Below are 18499 nucleotides of genomic sequence, written 5' to 3' on the forward strand. Positions count from 1 at the left end.
AGGTGCGACGAGCAGCCGGGCTCAGGCGCCCGATTCGTCGATGACCGGCTCGTCCTCCTCGTCGTCGACGAGCGAGGCGGATTCCTCCTCCGGCGGCTCCTGGAGGTCCGTCGCCTCGCTGTCGCGCTGTGCGCGGCGCGCCGGCTCACCGGGGGCACGCACGGTCGCCCACCACCGGTCGTCGTGGCGCACGATCTCCGGGTGCATGGGACGCACGTCGCGCACCCGCGCCATCGCCGCACCCACCGTCGGCACGGCGGCGAGGCTCTCGCAGACGAGGCGCATCGCCACGGAGATGTGTTCGCCCCCGGAGGGGCCGATCGCCTCGAGCACCTCGGCCGGGGTCATCCAGCCGCCCCAGGAGTCGTTCCGGGAGCGGAACTCGAGTGTCTGCACATGCGGCAGCGCGGCGACGAAGAACACGGTGTCGAAGCGCCGCAGCTGCCAGGGTGTGTTGACCCAGCGCAGCCACGGATGGAGGAGGTCCGGGCGGAACCGCAGGCTGCGGTCGTCGAGCAGCTGAGGGAAGGTCAGCCGGCGTTCGGCGAGCTCGGACCGCCCGTCGTCCCAGTCGGGGGCGTCCACGGTCGTCACCACGCGCCCGTCGATGTCCTCGGCGAGCAGGATGCCGGTGGTGAGGAGCGCGGCCCGGGCGGCGCCGGCGAAGTACGACAGCGCCCGTCCGGAGCTGCTCATCTGCAGCTGCTCGGCGCACTTCCCCGGCGACCAGCCCGCCAGGGGGAGCCTCCGCAGGTCGCTCGGGCTGAGCTCGACGCTGGGGAACGACCACCGGTTCCGGTCGGCGTTGCCGCGGGCATCCGATTGGCGGGTGACGAAAACCTGCACCCCGGCTACCGTGTCGCGGATGAGCGCGATCGCGGCAGCCGGGGTGGGGGTGTCCGGGTGCGGGGGCCGGTCACCGGCGGCGAACAGGCTGAGCAGACGCTCGAGCTCGCGCGAGACCGGGAACTCCCTATCAGACGACGGCATCCAGGCGGCGCACCTTGACGATGAGCTCGATCTCCACCGGGGTGTTCATCGGCAGGGCGGCCACGCCGACGGCGCTGCGGGCGTGCGCGCCGCGCTGGCCGAACACCTCGTGGAGGAACTCCGAGGCGCCGTTGATGACCTTCGGGTGGTCGGTGAAGTCCGGGGCCGAATTCACGAACCCGGTCATCTTGACGACCTGCTCGATGTTGTCGAGGTCGCCGATCACCGACTTGATCGCGGCGAGCGCGTTGAGGGCGGCGATCCGGGCGGCGTCGTAACCCTTCGCGACGTCGACCTCGGCACCGAGGGTGCCGGTCACGGCGAGCTCGCCGTCGACGATCGGGAGCTGCCCGGAGGTGTAGACGAGGTCGCCGACCTCGAGGGCGGGGACGTAGGCGCCGGCGGGCGCGGCGACCTCGGGCAGGGTGAGGCCGATCTCGGAGATCTGGGTCTCGATGCGGGTCATATGAGCCTCCTCGCTCAGGGTGTCGGTGCTGATGTCGTCGCAGCTGCTGCGGCCGGCGCGGCTGTTGCAGCCGGGCCCGTCGTCACTGCTTGGGGCGCTTGAGGTAGGCGACCAGGCCGTTGTTGTCCGGTCCCGGGATCACCTGGACGAGCTCGTAGCCGTCCTCGCCCCACTGGTCGAGGATCTGCTTGGTCGCGTGGACGATGAGCGGAACGGTGACGTACTCCCACTTCTGCATGTCTGGTGCCTTTCTGTCGCTGTCGTGGTGCGGTGTCAGGTGTCTGCTGCCACGGTACCCGGTGTCGCCGTGTCGGGGCGCCGGGTCTCCCCCACCGGACCACCGAGGTGCGGGCCGGGTGGTGTGCTGCCGCCGAGGTGTGCGGCGCGCCGGTTCCGTGCCGGTCCGGTCGAGGTCAGCCGCCGATGGCCGGAGCGAGGTCGTTGCCGCCCTCGTCCTCCTGGCCGCCGCCACCGCCACCGGTGTCGCCACCGCCGCCGTTGCCACCGCCGCCGTTGCCACCGCCGCCGTTTCCTCCACCGTTGCCGCCGCCGTTGTCCGGGGCAGGCGCCGGTGCCGGGCGGTTGTTGCCGCCTCCGCCGCCACCGCCGCCGGTGCCGCCGCCCCCGCCTCCGCGACGGTTGCGCGGGCCGGATTCGCCCCCGCCCCCGCCGGAGCCGCCGCCGCGCATGATCGAGGGATCGGGCCGGGCGAAGGACGTGTTGCCGTCGGTGTGGTCGACAGCCTTGCTCATGTAGGACTGCCAGGTCTTGCCGGAGAAGGTCGCGCCATAGACGAAGCCGCGGACCTTGCCCTTGCGGTTCTTGCGCCAGTCCATGCTCTTGTCCGGGTGACCGGTCCACACGGCGGTGGAGATCGACTTGGTGAACCCGGCGAGCCAGGTGTGGCCGACCTCGAAGTTCGTCGTACCGGTCTTGGCGCCGGCCGGCTTGCCGATCTTGAGCGAGGACGTGGTGCCGCCATTGAAGGTCTGGGTCAGCGCATAGGCGACGCCCTGGGCGACCTTCTTGTCGAGCACCTCGTGGCAGTCGGCGTTCGGGATCTCCACCTTCTCACCCTTGCGATCAGTGATCTCGGTGATCGGGGTGGGGCGGCAGTAGGTGCCACCGGAGGCGAACACCGCGTAGGCGCTGGCGAGGTCGATCGGGGCGACCTCGACGGTGCCGAGAACCGAGGACGGCAGCAGGGCCAGGGTGAGGCCGCTCTCCGTCGTGGTGTCGAGCTGCTCGCCGGTGCCGTACTTGAGCCCCATGTCCATCGCGGTCTTCATGGTCCCGCACATGTTGAGCTGATTCGCCATCGCCGCGTAGCCGGTGTTGACCGAGCTCTTCGTCGCCTGCAGCGCGGTCATGCTCGAATTGCCCTTGCCGTCGCCGGCGTTGTTCGGGTTCCAGTTCGCGCCGTTGTTGTCGCAGCCGTCGTACTTCCACGATCCGGCCGCATATTCGCGCTTGGTGCCGTTGACGGTGGTGTTGAGGCTCTTGCCCTCCTTGAGCCATTCGGTGAGCACGAAGGGCTTCCACGTCGATCCCACCTGGAAGCCGTTGGCCCCGTTGTGCTTGCGGTCGACGTTGTAGTTGATCTGGGTGTCCGATCCCTTCTCGCCCTCCGTCACCGTGTAGTTGCGGTTCTGGGCCATCGCGATGACCTGACCGGTGCCGGGTTCGACGGACACGATCGAGTGGCCCGCACCCGAGGGGTCGCCGACGGGGATCCGCTTCTTGACCTCTTTGTCCGCGATCTTCTGGATCTCGGGGTTGATGCTCGTCTTGATCTCGAGTCCGCCGCGCTGGAGGAAGTTGACGCGCTCCTCGTCGGTCTCGCCGAAGGCCGGATCGGTCTCGATGACGCGCTGCACGAAGTCGCAGAAGTACGCCATGTTCCCGGCGGAGGCGCACCCGTTCGGGGTCGTGTGGATGTCGAGGTCGAGACCGGAGTCGACGGCTTCGTCGTACTGCTCCTGGGTGATCTTCTCCTGGTCGAGCATGAGCCCGAGCACGACGTTGCGGCGCTCGATCGTCTGCTCCTCGAACCGCTCCGGGTTGAAGGCCGAGGGGTTCTTCACGATCCCGGCGAGCATCGCGGACTGCGGGATGTCGAGCTCGCTCGCGGACTTGCCCCAGTAGCGGTAGGCGGCGGCTTCGACACCGTACACGTTCGGGGAACCGGAGTAGTTGTTGATGTTGAGGTAGCGGTTGAGGATCTCGTCCTTGGAGTACTTGTTCTCCACCGCGACGGCGAGCTTGGCCTCGCGGAGCTTACGGGCGTAGCCGGCGGTCCCCTCGCTCTCCTTGGCCGCGTCGACACCCTCGGCGTCGTCCACGGCGTGGGCGTTCTCCGCCAGCACGTTCTTCACGTACTGCTGCGTCAGCGTCGACCCGCCCTGGGTCTCGTCGGAGATGAGGTTGTGGACGACGGCGCGGGCGATGCCCTGCACGTCGACGCCGCCGTGCTCGTAGAAGCGGGCGTCCTCGACGGCGACGGTGGCGTCGCGCATCTCCTGCGAGATGTCCTCGAGCGGGACCTCGCGGCGGTTCTGCCAGTAGAACGTCGCGATCTCGGAGCCGTCGGCGGCGAGCATGCGCGACTGCTCGGCGAGCGGACGCTCCTCGAGCTCGGCGGGCAGGGCGTTGAACACGTCGACCGCGGTCTCCGCGCCGGCGGAGACCGCACCGACCGAGGGAATCGCCAGACCGGCACCGACGACACCGGCGATCACGCTGACCGCGATGAATTGGAACCAGGCCCGGACCTTGTTCTGCTGGGGATCTGACGCAGGAGACACCATGCTCGCCATGATAGCGAAGCCGCGCGCCCGGAGCTTTCAGCGCGCGCCCAGCCCGATCGCGGGATTCCGGCCCTCCTGATGAGGCGCTGGTGAGGCGCCTGCGGACCCCTGCTCGAACTCCTGAGCCCCCTGAGGCCCCGTGCTCCATGCTCCGTGCTCCATGCTCCAACTGCGCGGTATCCGACAGCAGCCGCGCAATTGAGCGCCGATCTTCGGATACTGCGCAGTTCGCGCGGCCGACGCCCGGACGACGCCCGAGCCCGGGCCCGCCTGCGGTGGTGGCCGTCAGTCCGCGCGGGACACGAGCTCGAGCAGCGAAACCTCGGGCGGGCAGGAGAAGCGGGCGGGCGCGAACGGGGAGAACCCGAGCCCGGCCGACACGTGCACCGTCGTGCCGCGGTGGTCGAACACACCGCGCGCACGTGTCCGGTCGAGGTCGCAGTTCGTCACCGGGGCACCCCAGAAGGGGATCCGGATCTGCCCGCCGTGCGTGTGTCCGGCGAGGACGAGGTCCGCGCCGGTCCGGGCGAAGGCGTCGAGAGTGCGGAGGTAGGGAGCATGGGTGACGCCGAGGCGCACCCCGGCGGTGGGATCGAACGCCGGGTGGTCCGCGGTGATCCGGTCCCGGTCCATGTGGGCGTCGCCGAGGCCGGAGACGGAGAACCGCACCCCGTTGACGGTGAGCTCCGTGCCGCGGTTGTCGAGGAGCTGCCAGCTGCGGGCGGTGAGGGCCTCGACGAGATCCCGGGTGGGCAGGGGATGCGGCGGACGCTCCTCCTCGATCTCCGAGGGACCCCTGAGATAGCGCGCCGGGTTCTTGGCCCGGGGAGCGAAGAAGTCGTTCGAGCCGAGCACGAACACGCCGGGCACGTCGAGCAGCTCCCCGTAGGTGTCGAGGACGGCAGGCAGGATCGGCGCGGACCAGTTGTCCCCGGTATTGACGACGAGGTCGGGCTCGAGCGCGGCGAGCCCTCGCACCCAGGCCATCTTGTGGCGCTGCCACGGCGCGAGGTGGAGGTCGGAGAGGTGGAGCACGCGCACGGGCGCAGAACCGGCGGGCAGGACGGGCAGCCGGTGCCGGCGGATGCGGAACAGGTGCGGCTCGATGCCCAGGGCCCAGACCGCGCCGAACGCACCGGCCGCGGCGAGTGCGCCCGTCGCCCGGCCGAGGCCCTGGCGGTTCAGGATGCCGTCCCACCCTTCTGCGCGGCGATGAGCGCGGCGATCTGCACGGTGTTGAGCGCGGCACCCTTGCGGAGGTTGTCGTTGGACACGAAGAGCACGAGGCCGCGGCCGGCCGGGGCGGACTGGTCGGCGCGGATGCGGCCGACGTAGGACGGGTTCCGCCCGGCCGCCTTGAGCGGGGTCGGCACCTCGTCGAGTTCGACACCGGGGGCCTGGGCGAGCACCTCGCGGGCGCGCTCCGGGGTGATCTCGCGGTCGAACTCGGCGTGGATGCTCAGGCTGTGGCCGGTGAACACGGGGACGCGCACACAGGTGCCGGCGACGAGCAGGTCGGGGAGGCCGAGGATCTTGCGGCTCTCGTTGCGGAGCTTCTTCTCCTCGTCGGTCTCGTTCTCCCCGTCGTCAACCACGGAGCCCGCCATCGGCAGGACGTTGAAGGCGATCGGCTCGATGTAGATCTCCGGCGACTGCTGCACGGCCCCGCCGTCGCGGACGAGCGCGCGGGCCTCGGGCAGCGCGGACTCGGCCTGTGTATAGAGCTCCTCGACCCCGGCGAGCCCGGATCCGGACACCGCCTGGTAGGTGCTGACGATGAGGCGGGTGAGCCCGGCCTCGGCGTGGAGCGCCTGGAGCGGCGGCATCGCGGCCATGGTCGTGCAGTTGGGGTTCGCGATGATCCCCTTGCGCGCCTCGGCGATGGCGCCGGGGTTGACCTCGCTCACGACGAGCGGGACCTCGGGGTCCATGCGCCAGGCCGAGGAATTGTCCACCACGGTGACGCCGGCAGCGGCGAAGCGCTCGGCCTGCGCGCGCGAGGTCGCCCCGCCGGCGGAGAACAGCGCCACGTCGAGCCCGCTGGGATCGGCGGCCGCGGCGTCCTCGACGGTGACCTCGCGGCCGGCGAACGGCAGCGTGCTGCCGGCGGAGCGGGCGGAGGCGAAGAAGCGGATGTCGCCGATCTCGAACCCGGGGTCCGCGGCGAGGAGGTCGCGCATGACCCCGCCGACCTGGCCGGTGGCGCCGACGACGCCGATGTTCAGTGCGCTCATCGTCCGGTCCCTCCGTACACGATCGCCTCGGTGTCCGCGGTGTCGAGCCCGTAGGCGGAGTGGGCGGCGCGGACGGCGGTGTCGAGCAGCTCGGCGCTGGTGACGACGCTGATCCGGATCTCCGAGGTGGAGATCATGTCGATGTTGATGTGCGCCTTCGAGAGCGCGTCGAACAGGGTCGCGGTGACGCCGGGGTGCGAGCGCATGCCGGCGCCGATCACCGAGAGCTTGCCGATCTGGTCGTCGTACTGGAGGTGGTGGAAGCCGATCGAGCCCTTAGCCGCCTCGAGCGACTCCATCGCCTTGCTGCCGTCGGCCATGGGCAGGGTGAAGGAGATGTCCGTGCGGCCGGGATCCCGGGTGGAGATGTTCTGCACGATCATGTCGATGTCGATCTCCTGGCCGGCGATCGTCCTGAAGATCTCGGCGGCCTTGCCCGGCACGTCGGGCACGCCGACGATGGTGAGCTTGGCCTCCGAGCGGTCGTGCGCGACTCCGGAGATGATTGCCTGTTCCATGGATGCGTCCGTTTCTGGTTCAGTGGTCGAGGTGCGCAGGTCTTCCGGGATGGGCGAATCGGTCACCCAGGTGCCCTGCCGCTGGGAGAACGAGGAGCGCACGTGGACGGGCACTCCGTAGCGCCGGGCGTACTCGACGCACCGGAGCATGAGGATCTTGGCGCCCGAGGCCGCCATCTCGAGCATCTCCTCGTAGCTGATGATGCCGATCTTCTTCGCTGAGGGCACGATCCGCGGGTCCGCGGTGAACACGCCGTCGACGTCGGAGTAGATCTCGCAGACGTCCGCGCCGAGCGCGGCGGCGAGCGCCACGGCGGTGGTGTCGGAGCCGCCACGGCCCAGCGTGGTGATGTTCTTCGTCGTCTGGCTCACGCCCTGGAAGCCGGCGACGATCGCGACGTTGCCGTCGTCGAGCGCGGACCGGATGCGGCCCGGGGTGACGTCGATGATGCGGGCCCGGCCGAAGGACTCGTCGGTGATGACCCCGGCCTGGGAGCCGGTGAAGGACTGGGCCTCGTAGCCGAGGTTCGCGATCGCCATCGCGAGCACCGCCATCGAGATCCGCTCGCCGGCGGTGAGTAGCATGTCGAGCTCGCGGGCCGGCGGGATCGGGGAGACCTCCTTGGCGAGGTCGATGAGGTCGTCCGTGCTGTCGCCCATCGCGGACACCACGACGACGACGTCGTGCCCGGACTTGCGGTATTCGACGATGCGCCGTGCGACGCGCTTGACTGATTCCGCGTCGGCGACGGACGAACCGCCGTATTTCTGGACGACTAGGCTCACGGCTGTCACTTTCCTCGGGGTGCGTTCGCGACCATTGTACGGTCGGCCCCGCGCACGGTGCGGACCCGCCCGGCATGCGGATCCACGGGCAGGAACGGAGCGGACTGTGGGGCGTTCGGCGGAGAGTGCGACCGTTGATGGTCCTACTCTTCGCCGAACGCCCCACAGTCGGGTGGTGCCGGGGTCGAGGGGTGTGCGGGTGGGTGTGCTTCCGGGGCGAGGGGTGCCGGTGGGGAGGGCGCCGGGGTCGAGGGGCTCGCCGCCTCGGGTCACTCGATCGGGTCGGTCATTCGACGGTGAAGAGGTCTCCGGGCTGGCAGTCGAGGGCGCTGCACAGGCTCACCAGGGTGGTGTAGCGGATCGCCTTGGCCCGGTTGTTCTTGAGGACCGACAGGTTGGCGACGGTGACGCCGACCTCGGTGGAGAGCTCCGTGAGGGTCTTGCCGCGCTCCGCGAGCAGGCTGTCGAGGTGGCAGCGGACGCTGCGGGTGTCGATGTCGACGCTCATCAGATGACCCCTTCGAGCTCGTCCTCGACGCGGGCACCGCGATCGAGGAGCAGGCCGATGACGCCGATGCCGCCGAGGACCGCGAGCCAGCCCCAGATCAGTCCGCTCTGGATGCTGTTGTCGATCGGGAGCTCGGCCAGACCGAGGTCGCGGATCACGAGGTTGTCGCCGAGCATCTGCACGATGCCGGACACCGCGCCGGCGGCGAAGACGGAGAAGAACAGTCCGCGCATCGAGCGTCGCGTGCGGGGGTCGAAGGCCAGCCCCTTGGACACGAGGCCGATCGCGCGCACGGCGTACCAGCCGGCCAGCAGCAGCCCGAGGACGAGGATGATGTCGGCTGCGATGAGGAAGCCCTGGGTCGCACCGGCGAGGTCGTCGGCCGGCAGCCGGAAGTCGATGACGCCCCGGGCGAGCACCTCGTGGTCGCCGAGCTGCGTGGTGACCGGCTCCTCGCCGCGCAGGGCGAGATCGACCTCGAAGGTCCGGTCGATGAAGGCCCGGAACAGCTCGGTGACCCGTCCGCCGATGATGAGGATGACGACGACGAGGGGGTAGATCTCCAGGCCCGTCCAGGTGCGCTTCGATCCGCTCGGCGCGGAGGTCTCCGGAGTGGGTGATGCGGGGGTGGGTGAGGGGGTGCTCATGGCGACTCCTTGTCTTCGATGGACTCGATGTCTTCGATGGACTCGATCGACATATCGATTTTCGATGTATCGATAGTCAATATCCTTATCGAGATTCGATATGGAGTCAAGCGGTTCGAGGTATCGATTTTCGATACGCGTGAAGGTGCAGGTGAGGCGGGGCCGCGCGATCGATCCCGGCCCACCTGCGCGCGATCGATCCCGGCCCACCTGTGCGCGGTCGTCCTCGGCCGCGACAGGCGGGCGGCCGGAGCCGAGGTGCGGGCTCAGGTGACGGAGCGGCGGCCCTCGAAGGCGCGACCCAGGGTGACCTCGTCGGCGTACTCGAGGTCACCGCCCACGGGCAGGCCCGAGGCCAGACGGCTCACCGTGATGCCGACGCTCGAGAGGAGCCGCACGAGGTAGGTCGCGGTCGCCTCGCCCTCGAGGTTGGGGTCGGTGGCGATGACGCACTCGGTGACCTCGCCGGACTGGAGGCGGGGCAGGAGCTCCTTGATCCGCAGATCGTCGGGGCCCACTCCGGCCATCGGGTCGATCGACCCGCCGAGCACGTGATAGAGGCCCCGGAACTCGCGGGTGCGCTCGATCGCGACGACGTCCTTGGGCTCCTCGACGACGCAGATGAGCGTCTGATCGCGGCGCGGGTCCTTGCAGATCACGCACTGCGTGTCCTCGGACACATTGCCGCAGGTCTCGCAGAAGCGCACGCGCTTCTTGACCTCGGTGAGCGCCGAGCTCAGCGCCTCGACGTCCTCCGACGGACTCTGCAGGACATGGAAGGCGAGACGCTGAGCGGACTTCGGACCGATCCCGGGGAGCTTGCCGAACTCCTCGACGAGGTCCTGCAGGGCGCCTTCGTAGAGCATGCTCATTCGTTGACCTCCTCGATGACGACGCCGCCGAGGAGGCGCTCGACCACGGGCACGCCGAACTCCGGCGCCTCGCTGATGTCGATGTCGCCCTCGGTGTCGTAGTCGACGTAGTTCTCCACCGGGTCGGGCTCCGGTTCGGCGGGTGCGGGTGCGGCGGCGGGTGCGGAACCCTGGCCGCGGCGGGCGGCGAGGTGCGCGAACCGGTGGTCGGCAGGGGGTTCGGAATCGTCCCGGGCGGCTTCGCCAGGGGCCGGTTCGGTCCCGGTGTTGCTCGTGAACGCGATGTCGGGGTCCGCGTAGGCCCCGAGGAAGTCGAGGTCGTCGTCGAGGCCGCCTGCGATATCGGTGTCGCCGGAGCCGGTGTCCGGGGCGCCCGCGCCTGCGGGGTCGGCGTCGTTGGGGCCGACCCGGCGGGCTCCGGGCGGCCCCGGCTCACCCGGACCGTCGCCGTGATCGGGCTCGTCGTAGGGCTCGCCGTAGTCCTCGTCGTAGGGGTAGTCCGGGATGTCGGAGGGAGGCGGGACCGCGACGAAGGGAGCGTCGACCGCACCGCTGCCGGCGCTGGTGTCGACGTCCCTGGCCATGCTCTCCATGTGGAGTCCACTGTCGGTCTGCCCGCCGCCGGCCGGTCCGCCGTCCTCGGTGCCTCCTTCGCCGCCGGCCTCTGCGGCGCCCTCGACAGGCGCGGAGTCCCGAGCGCGCTCGTCTCCGGTGGAAGGCACCCTGCTGTCAGGGGACCCACCGTCTGCAGGGTCCGCACCGGTGGGTCCGGTGTCAGGGTCCGATTCGCGCCCACCCTCGAGCGCGGCGGTCTCCCCGGGAGCAGGGTCCGAGTCCCCGGGTGCGAGGTCGGAGTCCCCGGGCGCGAGGTCGGAGCCCGCGCCGGGCCCATGATCGGCGTCGATCGAGTGGTCAGCCGGCGGGTCGCCCTCCGCGTCGTCGTCGCCGGAGCCCTCGGTGCTCCAGGCACCCGCGGGGGGTGGGGTCTGCCAGAACCGGTCGTGGTCGACGGGCTCGCGGTCGGCCTCGCGCGGGCCGACGACCGAGTCGACCTCCTCACGGCTGGGCCGGCGCGCGGCCGGACCGCGGTTCGGCTCGCCGCTGGGTCCCGGCGCGGTACGGCCGACGGTGGCGCCGACCTCGCCGACCTCGACGCGGGCCTCGATGCCGAGGACCTCGGCGACGGATTCGGCGAGCTTCACAGCGTTGGCTCCGCGGGTGAACCCGGAGACCGAGCCCTGGTTGTTGAAGCCGAGGGTGAGGACGCCGGCGGCGAAGGCCTGCGGCACCGCGTTCGAGCTCACGATGGCGCGCGCGAGCTTGCTCCGCCGACCGAGGGCTTCGAGGATGTCCGGCCAGGCGCGACGGATCGCATCGATCTCCGCACCCGCCGCGGCACCGGGAGCCGCAGGCTCCGCGGCCCGCGGACCCGGCTGCTGCTGCGAGGTCGGCCGCTGTGGTGCGGCCCCTTGCTGCTGCGCCGCCGGCTGCGGTGAACGCTCCGTCGAGCGCTCCGGCGCCTCGCCCTGTTCCTGGCGCGGGGGCGCCGCTGGTCCCTGCGCGCCGGTTGCGGGCTCTCCCCGCCGGACGGAATCCGCCCGGCTCGCAGCCGGATCTGCTGCGCGTGCCGCACCCGGCCCCGGCGCAGGTGCAGGCGCAGGCTCAGGTGCAGGCGCAGGGGCAGGGGCAGGTGCTTGTTCCGCACGGGACGAGGGCTCGCCGCGGGCAGGCTGCCCGCCGGACGGCGCCCCATCATTCGCAGTCCGTCCGCCGCTCGAGGCCGGCCCGGCATCCACGCCCGACCCGGCATCCACGCTCGCTCCGGCACGTGCGGCCGGTCGGGCCGTCGGCGTGGGCCCGGCGGAGTCCTCTTCGAGGAAGGATTCGGCTGCGGCCGCCGCTGCCGCGAAGTCGCCCAGCGCGTCATCGACCTGCCGGGCCGCGGGGGTGGTGGGTCGGCCCGCCTGCTGCGTCATGCCCCGGCCGTGCGCGGTCTCCTCCGGCGCACCGGGGCCCGTGGCCGCCGGGCCCGGGGACCCGGCCTGTCGTCCGGGAACCGGACCACCGGCTCCGGCCCCGCCGGCCACCGTTCCACCGCCGGCCGCGCCTCCGGCACCCGAACCGCCGGCTTCCGATGCTGCAGGGATCGCGCTGCCCGGAACCACGCCGGCGGGGGTCATGCCGATCCGTCGTTCGAGCCGCTCCACCCGGGAGAGTGCTGAGCGGCGGGAGTCCTCCGCACCGGGGAGCAGGATGCGGGCGCACATGAGTTCGAGCTGCAGACGCGGCGAGGTCGCCCCCGACATCTCCGTCAGCCCGGTGTTGAGGAGGTCCGCGGCGCGCGACAGCTCAGCCTGTCCGTAGATACGGGCCTGCTGGACGAGCCGCTCGAGCCGGTCCGCGGGCACCTCGGGCAGGAATGCCGCCGCGTGCTCCTGGGCCGCGCCGATGACCACGAGGTCGCGGAACCGCTCGAGCAGGTCCTCGACGAAGCGGCGCGGGTCCTGACCGGATTCGATGACCCGGTCGACGACCCGGAACACCCCGGCGCCGTCGCCGGCGGCGAATGCGTCGACGATGTCGCCGAGGAGCGAGTCCGGGGTGTAGCCGAGCAGCGCGACCGCCGTCCGGTAGTCGATGCCGTCCGCGGTGGAGCCGGCCATGAGCTGGTCGAGCACGGACAGGGAGTCGCGCACCGAGCCGCCGCCGGCGCGCACGACGAGCGGCAGCACACCCTTGCCCACCGGCACCGACTCCCGTTCGCAGAGCTCGGACAGGTAGCGGGTGAGGATCTCCGGGGGGACGAGCCGGAACGGGTAGTGGTGGGTGCGCGAGCGGATGGTGCCGATGACCTTCTCCGGCTCCGTCGTCGCGAACACGAACTTCACGTGCTCCGGCGGCTCCTCGACGAGCTTGAGCAGGGCGTTGAAGCCCTGGGTGGTGACCATGTGCGCCTCGTCGAGGATGAACACCTTGTACCGGTCGCGCGCCGGGGCGTAGACCGCACGCTCGCGCAGGTCGCGGGCATCGTCCACGCCGTTGTGGCTGGCCGCGTCGATCTCCACGACGTCGAGCGAGCCCGGGCCGCCGTTGGCGAGGTCGCGGCAGCTGGGACACTCACCGCAGGGCTGCGGAGTGGGCCCCTGCTCGCAGTTGAGGCAGCGGGCGAGGATTCGCGCCGAGGTGGTCTTGCCGCAGCCGCGCGGGCCGGAGAACAGATAGGCATGGTTGATGCGGCCGTTGTCGATGGCGGCCTGGAGCGGCCCGGTGACATGGTCCTGTCCGATGACTTCGTCGAAGGACTCCGGGCGGTAGCGGCGATACAGTGCGGTGGACACATCGACCACCCTACTGGGTGCCGCGGACACGGCCCACCGAACGCTGATCCGCGCCCGGCCGCCCGCCGCGAATGCTTGAGGCGGCCCGCCGCCTCGGGCAGGATGGTCCCATGACGACACCCCCCGCCCGCTCCCCCGAACCTCCCGAGAACACGCCGGCCGACCCGGCCCGGACCATGCGGATCGGCCACGCCGAGCGCGACGAGGTCATCGAGGTGCTGCGGGAGGCCGCGGGCGAAGGCCGCCTCACCACCGAGGAGCTCACCGAGCGGATCGAACTCACCGCGGCCGCGAAGTTCTACGTCGACCTCGACGCGATCGTCGCCGACCTGCCGGTGCCTCCGCCCTCGGATCGGATCCGCCCGACCCAGCGTCCGCCGCGGGCCGCACCCGGGGCATCCGACGCCCCCGGTCACCACCCCTTCGACCCGCTCGTCCTGCGCGCCTCCTGGGACAACGCCAAGCGCAAGGGCCGCTGGACTCCCCCGCCCTTCATCCGGCTCGAAGCCGTCGGGGCGACCGCAGAGGTGAATTTCCTCGAGGCGACCACCGACCTGCCCGAGATCGACGTCGAGGTCTCCGGCGGCATGGGCAACGCCGTGGTCGTCGTACCCGAGGACTGGGGCGTCAACATCGATCGCCTGAGCTCCAGCTGGGGCACCGTGCGCTCGAAGGTCGCCGCCGACCCGCAGCCGGGCAAGCCCCTCGTCCGCGTGCACGGCTCGATGGGCATGGGCGCCTTCACCGCCCGCCACGCGGGCTACTTCGAACGCAAACGGCTGGAGAGCAGCGGGAATGGATGAGCCCCAGATCCTGGTCGTCCTCATCGTCATCGCGTTCTTCGCAGTGGCGCTGTTCGGCGGGGGCTACCTCATCTTCCGGGTGATGAACCGGCCGGACTCCTACATCGGCTCGCACCTTCCCGGTGACCGGGCGGAGGAGACGACGCCCCACTTCGTCGACGACGACACCACGGACGACACCCCCGACGGGTCCCCGCAGGGTCCCGAGGAGCCGCACGAGGACACCGACCGCGGTCCGCGCTACTGAGCGCCGCCACCGGTCCCGACAGTCCCCGCATCCGACAGGCCCCCACATCCGATGAGGACCCCCGCCCGGCGTGCCCGCATCCGGCAGGATCCGCGTCCGGGCATGTCCCGTGCCGTCGCGGAGCCGAGGCGCGGGCTCAGTCCGCCGCGGACTCGCTGACCTCGACCCGCGCATGCTCGTCGCGGCCGAACAGCCGCAGCAGGAGCTCCACCGGCGTGCCGCGCAGCGTGGTCGAGGCCGCGCCGGTGCGTCCGGCCGAGGTCGTCCCGAACCCGGGCGCCTCCACCACGAGGTGGGTGCCGGACTTGAGGCTCGCCGGCAGGATCATCGCCTTGACGAGCGCGAAGCAGCGGGAGTGGAGCTCCCAGGGCAGGTCGCGCGGCTCCCAACCGGGCTGGGCGCGGCGGACGTCCTCGTGGTGGACGAGGAACTCCGCAGTATTCATGAGCCGGTCCACCGGACCCCAGCTCGCCGGGTTCCAGACCGGAGCACCCTCGGCCACACGGCCGACGAGCTGTTCCCAGGGCAGTGCGGTGAGTTCCGCCTCGGCGCCGGCGGCCCGCTCCTGCAGGAGCTGCGACTTCCCTGCGAGCGCGGGGAACGCATTGCCGACGAGGGCGTCCGGCCGACGGTCGCGGATCACGATGTGCACGGCGAGGTCCCGGGTCGTCCACCCCTCGCACAGTGTCGGGGCATCGGGGCCGACGGTGCGGAGCAGGGCGGCGAGGGAGCGGCGCTCGGAGCGGGCGAAGTTCGTCATCCGTCCAGTCTGCCCTGCCCGTGGGCGCCTGTCGACGCGGCGGGCTGCGATCAGCCTGCGCCCTCCAGCGCGCTCTCCCAGACGGCGAGGAAATCGGCGACGCGGCTGATCGAGCGCAGCACGGGGAGCTCATCGGCGCGCGTCGGGCCGTCGGTGACGACGACCACCAGCATCCCGGCCTTGACGGCCGCGCGCACGAACCGCAGCCCGGAGTGCACCGCGAGCGAGGTGCCGAGCACCGCCAGGCCCGAGGCCTCCTCGACGAGGGCGAAGGCCGCGTCGACCCGCGGGCGGGGCACCGATTCCCCGAAGTACACGACATCGGGCTTGAGGAGCCCGCCGCAGCGCGGGCAGTCGTAGACCCGGAAGCCCGCCGTGTGCTCGAGCTCGACATCGCCGTCCGGAGCGGTCTCGAGCGTCTCCGTGGACACCGCGAGCTCGGCGAGGAAATCGGGGTTGAGCGCGTCGAGCTCCTCCTGCACGCGGTCCCGGCCGAGCGTGAGTCCGCAGTCGAGGCACACCACCCGGTCGAGGCGCCCGTGGAGATCGATGACCGGCTCCGAGCCGGCCGCCTGGTGGAGGCCGTCGACGTTCTGCGTGATGATCCCCAGCGGTGCGATCCGGGCGAGCGCACGATGCCCGGCGTTCGGGTGGACCGCAGTCATCCGCTTCCAGCCGATCCAACCGCGTGCCCAGTACCGCGCGCGCTGTGCGGGGTGCGAGAGGAAGGTCTGCACGGTCATCGGGGTCCGCGCCGGGGAACCGGGCCCGCGGTAGTCGGGGATGCCCGAATCAGTGCTGATCCCGGCACCGGTGAGCACCGCCCACCGCTGCGGTGGGATCGGGGTCATGGCGGCGACGATCTGTTCGTCGGTGTGCTCCGGAGCGGGGCGCGCCCGTCCGCGCAGCGGATCCCGGACGACTCCCATGCACCCTCCTCCGCGTCGATGTGCGGCGCTCGTCCGCCGCCGGTCCCCGTGTTCGGGATCCCAGTCCAGCCTACGGCCTCAGCGGTTGTCCGCACGCGTTCCAGGACCGCAACACGGACCCCGTCCCCGTGTCCGCTCCGCACTGTAGTCTTGGCTCTGTCAGCCGCCCCCGAACCCGACCGGAGCCGTCATGGGAGACTTCCTCTCCACCCTCGTCACCGCCGTGATCGTCATCGGGATCGTGCTGGTGATCATCCTCGTCGTCAAGCGGATGCGCGCCTCCGATCGCCCGGTGCACGTCGATGCCGGGCCGCGCGCCCACGACCCGTTCGCGCCCGGGCAGGACACCGGCGGGGACCCGCTGAAGATCCACGCCGGCGACATCCTTGAGTTCGGCTCGGAGAAGCACTTCGTGCGCGGCACCCTGCGGATCGCGGAGGGCGGCTACACCTGGGCGGAGCACTTCTTCCAGGCCGACGGCAACGCCCAGCGGCAGTGGCTCACCGTGGAGGAGGACCCCGACCTCCAGCTCTCGATCTGGAAGGACCGCCCGGACCTCGACATCGAGCCGCGCTCCGAGCAGATCGACCTCGAGGGCACCTCGTACACGCTCGTCGAGCACGGCACCGCGACCTACCGCTCCGAGGGCACCACCGGGCTGCGGCCACAGGGCGCGCTCGACTACGTCGACTACGAGGCCGGTGACGGCCGTCATCTGTCCTTCGAGCGCTTCGACCACGGCCGCTGGGAGGTCAGCACCGGGCAGCCGGTGGCCCCCGGCTCCTTCACGATCTATCCGGGCAGCTGAGATGCACACCGTCGAAGTCCCGTTCGCCGACACCGCGGCGGCCGACCTCACCTTCTCCCTCACGCAGGGCCGGCTCCCGTCCGTCCACAGCACCGTCGCCCACCTCACCGCGGGCTCCGGGCGGGCGTTGCGGGTGGAGCTCGCCGTGCTCGGCTGCTCCCACCAGGTGATCGTCAGCGGCGGCGGCACCGCTTTCATCGAGACGCTCGCCTGTCTGCCGAGCTCCGCCCCGGCGCTGCCGGACAGCCGGCTCACCGCCGGGATCGCCGGTGCCGGGGTCCACGACTTCCGCTCCCGCGTCGAGCACGTGGCGGCGGACCGGTTCCTCACCGCGGTCGACGACATCGTCCGGGCCACACGCGGCGCCGAGCACCACGCCGTCGTGTCCTTCCCCGGGCATCCCGGCGCCGTCACCGCGCTCGCCCTGGGTCCCTCCGCGGCCACCGGGACCGAGGCAGGAGCCGGGGCCGAGGCCGGAGCCGACGGCACGCAGCGGGTGGGCGATGCGCTGTCCTGGCAGACCTGGCACTGCTACCCGCAGCACGGTGAGATCGTGCACACCCGCACCACCCTCACCGGCCTCGAGCACGCCTTCCGACCGACCGCCGGCGCCCACCCGTGCCCGGCTCGACCGAGCGAGGTCTCGATATGAGCTCCCCGCCCCCGAACCCGCAGTCCGGGCCCGGCGACCGCATCCCGCTCCCCGGTTCCGGCCCGCCCAGCCCAGGACAGTCCGACCGTGGCCGGTCGGGCCCACGGCAGTCCGGACCCGGCCGCCCCCGGGTGACGATGAGCGGCCGGGGCTTCGACTTCGATGCGGAGAACCGCCGCGGCGGCTCCGGCGGCGGCCACCAGGCATGGACGCCGGGCGAGAACGAGTCGGCCAAGCGCGGCGGCAAGGGCTGCGGCTGCATCATCGGCCTGCTCGTCGTCCTCTTTCTCCTGCTCTCGCTCATCGGCTCGTGCTCGAGCTCGGCGACGTCGGGTTCGGCGCAGTGCGGCGACTACGACCTCGTCGACGGTGAGTACGTCAGCGCCCCGAACCGCGGCGACTACGACAAGCAGGGCGAGAACTACACCTACGTCGGGTGCGACTCCTCCTCCCGCTCCGGCGGAGGCGGCGGATTCTGGTTCTTCCCGTTCATCTTCGGCGGCGGCTCCTCCGGCTCCGACTCGAACTACGGCGGCGGCTCCGGCTACCGCGGCGGCGGCTCGGGCACCGGCAAATGACCGGCACTCCCGCACCCGCCGGAATCGCCGAGCACACAGCCGCAGCGACCACCGCCGGGCACCCGGCACCCGACCACCTCAGCTGACATCCACCGTCCGAAAGGCCCATCATGATCGTCCCCCTCCTCATCGAATCCGGAGTCGTCCTGGCGTACGCGGTGGCCGGGCTGCTCCTCATGCTCGTCGGCTACGGCGTCGTCGACCTCATCACCCCCGGCAAGCTCCACGAGCTGCTGTGGACGGAGAAGTCCCGGAACGCCTCGATCCTCGTCGCCTCGAACCTGCTCGGCGTGGCGATCATCGTGGCGGTCGCGATCCGCGCGAGTGCCGGCGACCTCGTCTGGGGGCTCGTCTCGACGATCGTCTACGGCGTCATCGGGATCATCATCATGGCGGCGAGCTTCCTCATCGTCGACGCCCTGACCCCGGGCCGGCTGGGTGAGATCGTCCACTCCGAGACCGTCCACCCCGCGGTGTGGGTCAACGCCTCGGCGCACTTCGGCATCGCCATCATCATGGCCTCCGCCCTCCTGTGATCGGCTGACCCGCGACCTCC

The 18499-nt window shown here is 71.3% G+C and carries 19 protein-coding genes; 6 read left to right on the forward strand and 13 right to left on the reverse strand.

Annotated elements, in window-relative coordinates; genetic code table 11:
• Positions 1-21 precede the first annotated feature (21 nt).
• From MTQ12_RS07320 to MTQ12_RS07370, 11 genes are all read right to left on the reverse strand, one after another.
• Positions 22-990 (reverse strand): hypothetical protein, encoded by a 969-nt coding sequence (locus MTQ12_RS07320; protein WP_247425496.1) that lies wholly within the window; start codon positions 988-990, stop codon positions 22-24.
• Entirely contained in the window at positions 977-1456 is a 480-nt protein-coding gene (locus tag MTQ12_RS07325; protein ID WP_247425497.1) for a RidA family protein, read from the reverse strand. The genes MTQ12_RS07320 and MTQ12_RS07325 overlap by 14 nt, the downstream gene beginning before the upstream one ends.
• Positions 1457-1538: 82 nt before the next feature.
• On the reverse strand, positions 1539-1694 hold the full coding sequence (locus MTQ12_RS07330; protein WP_175406797.1) for a hypothetical protein: 156 nt from the start codon (positions 1692-1694) through the stop codon (positions 1539-1541).
• Between the two features lie 175 nt (positions 1695-1869).
• Positions 1870-4263: a transglycosylase domain-containing protein gene (locus MTQ12_RS07335; RefSeq protein WP_247425499.1), complete on the reverse strand. Its 2394-nt coding sequence runs from the start codon at positions 4261-4263 to the stop codon at positions 1870-1872.
• A 285-nt stretch (positions 4264-4548) separates the two neighbouring features.
• Positions 4549-5304 carry a metallophosphoesterase gene (locus MTQ12_RS07340; RefSeq protein WP_247425500.1) on the reverse strand — a complete coding sequence of 252 codons (756 nt, stop codon included), beginning with the start codon at positions 5302-5304 and terminating at the stop codon, positions 4549-4551.
• Positions 5305-5444: 140 nt separating this feature from the next.
• Positions 5445-6497, reverse strand: a complete 1053-nt coding sequence (locus tag MTQ12_RS07345; RefSeq protein WP_247425502.1) for an aspartate-semialdehyde dehydrogenase — start codon at positions 6495-6497, stop codon at positions 5445-5447.
• Positions 6494-7801 carry an aspartate kinase gene (locus tag MTQ12_RS07350; protein WP_137318117.1) on the reverse strand — a complete coding sequence of 436 codons (1308 nt, stop codon included), beginning with the start codon at positions 7799-7801 and terminating at the stop codon, positions 6494-6496. Before MTQ12_RS07350 ends, MTQ12_RS07345 begins: the two co-directional genes overlap by 4 nt.
• A gap of 286 nt (positions 7802-8087) precedes the next feature.
• Positions 8088-8309, reverse strand: a complete 222-nt coding sequence (locus MTQ12_RS07355; protein ID WP_247425504.1) for a helix-turn-helix domain-containing protein — start codon at positions 8307-8309, stop codon at positions 8088-8090.
• Entirely contained in the window at positions 8309-8956 is a 648-nt protein-coding gene (locus MTQ12_RS07360) for a hypothetical protein (RefSeq protein ID WP_247425506.1), read from the reverse strand. Before MTQ12_RS07360 ends, MTQ12_RS07355 begins: the two co-directional genes overlap by 1 nt.
• A 266-nt stretch (positions 8957-9222) precedes the next feature.
• Positions 9223-9828: a recombination mediator RecR gene (gene recR / locus MTQ12_RS07365; protein WP_137318120.1), complete on the reverse strand. Its 606-nt coding sequence runs from the start codon at positions 9826-9828 to the stop codon at positions 9223-9225.
• A complete protein-coding gene (locus MTQ12_RS07370) occupies positions 9825-13166 on the reverse strand; it encodes a DNA polymerase III subunit gamma and tau (protein WP_247425508.1) in 3342 nt (1113 codons plus the stop codon). Before MTQ12_RS07370 ends, recR begins: the two co-directional genes overlap by 4 nt.
• A 110-nt stretch (positions 13167-13276) precedes the next feature.
• On the opposite strand from MTQ12_RS07370, the gene MTQ12_RS07375 reads away from it, so the two are divergent.
• A complete protein-coding gene (locus MTQ12_RS07375; RefSeq protein ID WP_247425511.1) occupies positions 13277-13969 on the forward strand; it encodes a DUF1707 domain-containing protein in 693 nt (230 codons plus the stop codon).
• Positions 13962-14216, forward strand: coding sequence for a hypothetical protein (locus MTQ12_RS07380; protein WP_247425512.1), 255 nt, complete (start codon positions 13962-13964; stop codon positions 14214-14216). The genes MTQ12_RS07375 and MTQ12_RS07380 overlap by 8 nt, the downstream gene beginning before the upstream one ends.
• Before the next feature lie 136 nt (positions 14217-14352).
• Here the strand turns inward: MTQ12_RS07380 and MTQ12_RS07385 are convergent, their stop codons facing one another.
• The gene (locus MTQ12_RS07385) at positions 14353-14976 is read right to left on the reverse strand and encodes a TIGR03085 family metal-binding protein (RefSeq protein WP_247425514.1); all 624 of its coding nucleotides are present in this window, start codon (positions 14974-14976) and stop codon (positions 14353-14355) included.
• Positions 14977-15026: 50 nt separating this feature from the next.
• Positions 15027-15905, reverse strand: coding sequence for a Sir2 family NAD-dependent protein deacetylase (locus MTQ12_RS07390; RefSeq protein WP_247425516.1), 879 nt, complete (start codon positions 15903-15905; stop codon positions 15027-15029).
• Positions 15906-16095: 190 nt separating this feature from the next.
• Here MTQ12_RS07390 and MTQ12_RS07395 point away from each other — a divergent pair, with 190 nt between their 5' ends.
• From MTQ12_RS07395 to MTQ12_RS07410, 4 genes are all read left to right on the forward strand, one after another.
• A complete protein-coding gene (locus MTQ12_RS07395) occupies positions 16096-16713 on the forward strand; it encodes a DUF4178 domain-containing protein (RefSeq protein WP_247425519.1) in 618 nt (205 codons plus the stop codon).
• Position 16714: 1 nt separating this feature from the next.
• Positions 16715-17365: a DUF2617 family protein gene (locus MTQ12_RS07400; protein WP_247425520.1), complete on the forward strand. Its 651-nt coding sequence runs from the start codon at positions 16715-16717 to the stop codon at positions 17363-17365.
• Complete coding sequence (locus MTQ12_RS07405) at positions 17362-17943, forward strand: hypothetical protein (protein WP_247425522.1); 582 nt, start codon at positions 17362-17364, stop codon at positions 17941-17943. The genes MTQ12_RS07400 and MTQ12_RS07405 overlap by 4 nt, the downstream gene beginning before the upstream one ends.
• A gap of 110 nt (positions 17944-18053) precedes the next feature.
• Positions 18054-18479 (forward strand): DUF350 domain-containing protein, encoded by a 426-nt coding sequence (locus MTQ12_RS07410; protein WP_247425524.1) that lies wholly within the window; start codon positions 18054-18056, stop codon positions 18477-18479.
• Positions 18480-18499 lie beyond the last annotated feature (20 nt).

The sequence above is a fragment of the Brevibacterium sp. R8603A2 genome, from assembly GCF_023072605.1.
Lineage (GTDB): Bacteria > Actinomycetota > Actinomycetes > Actinomycetales > Brevibacteriaceae > Brevibacterium > Brevibacterium pityocampae.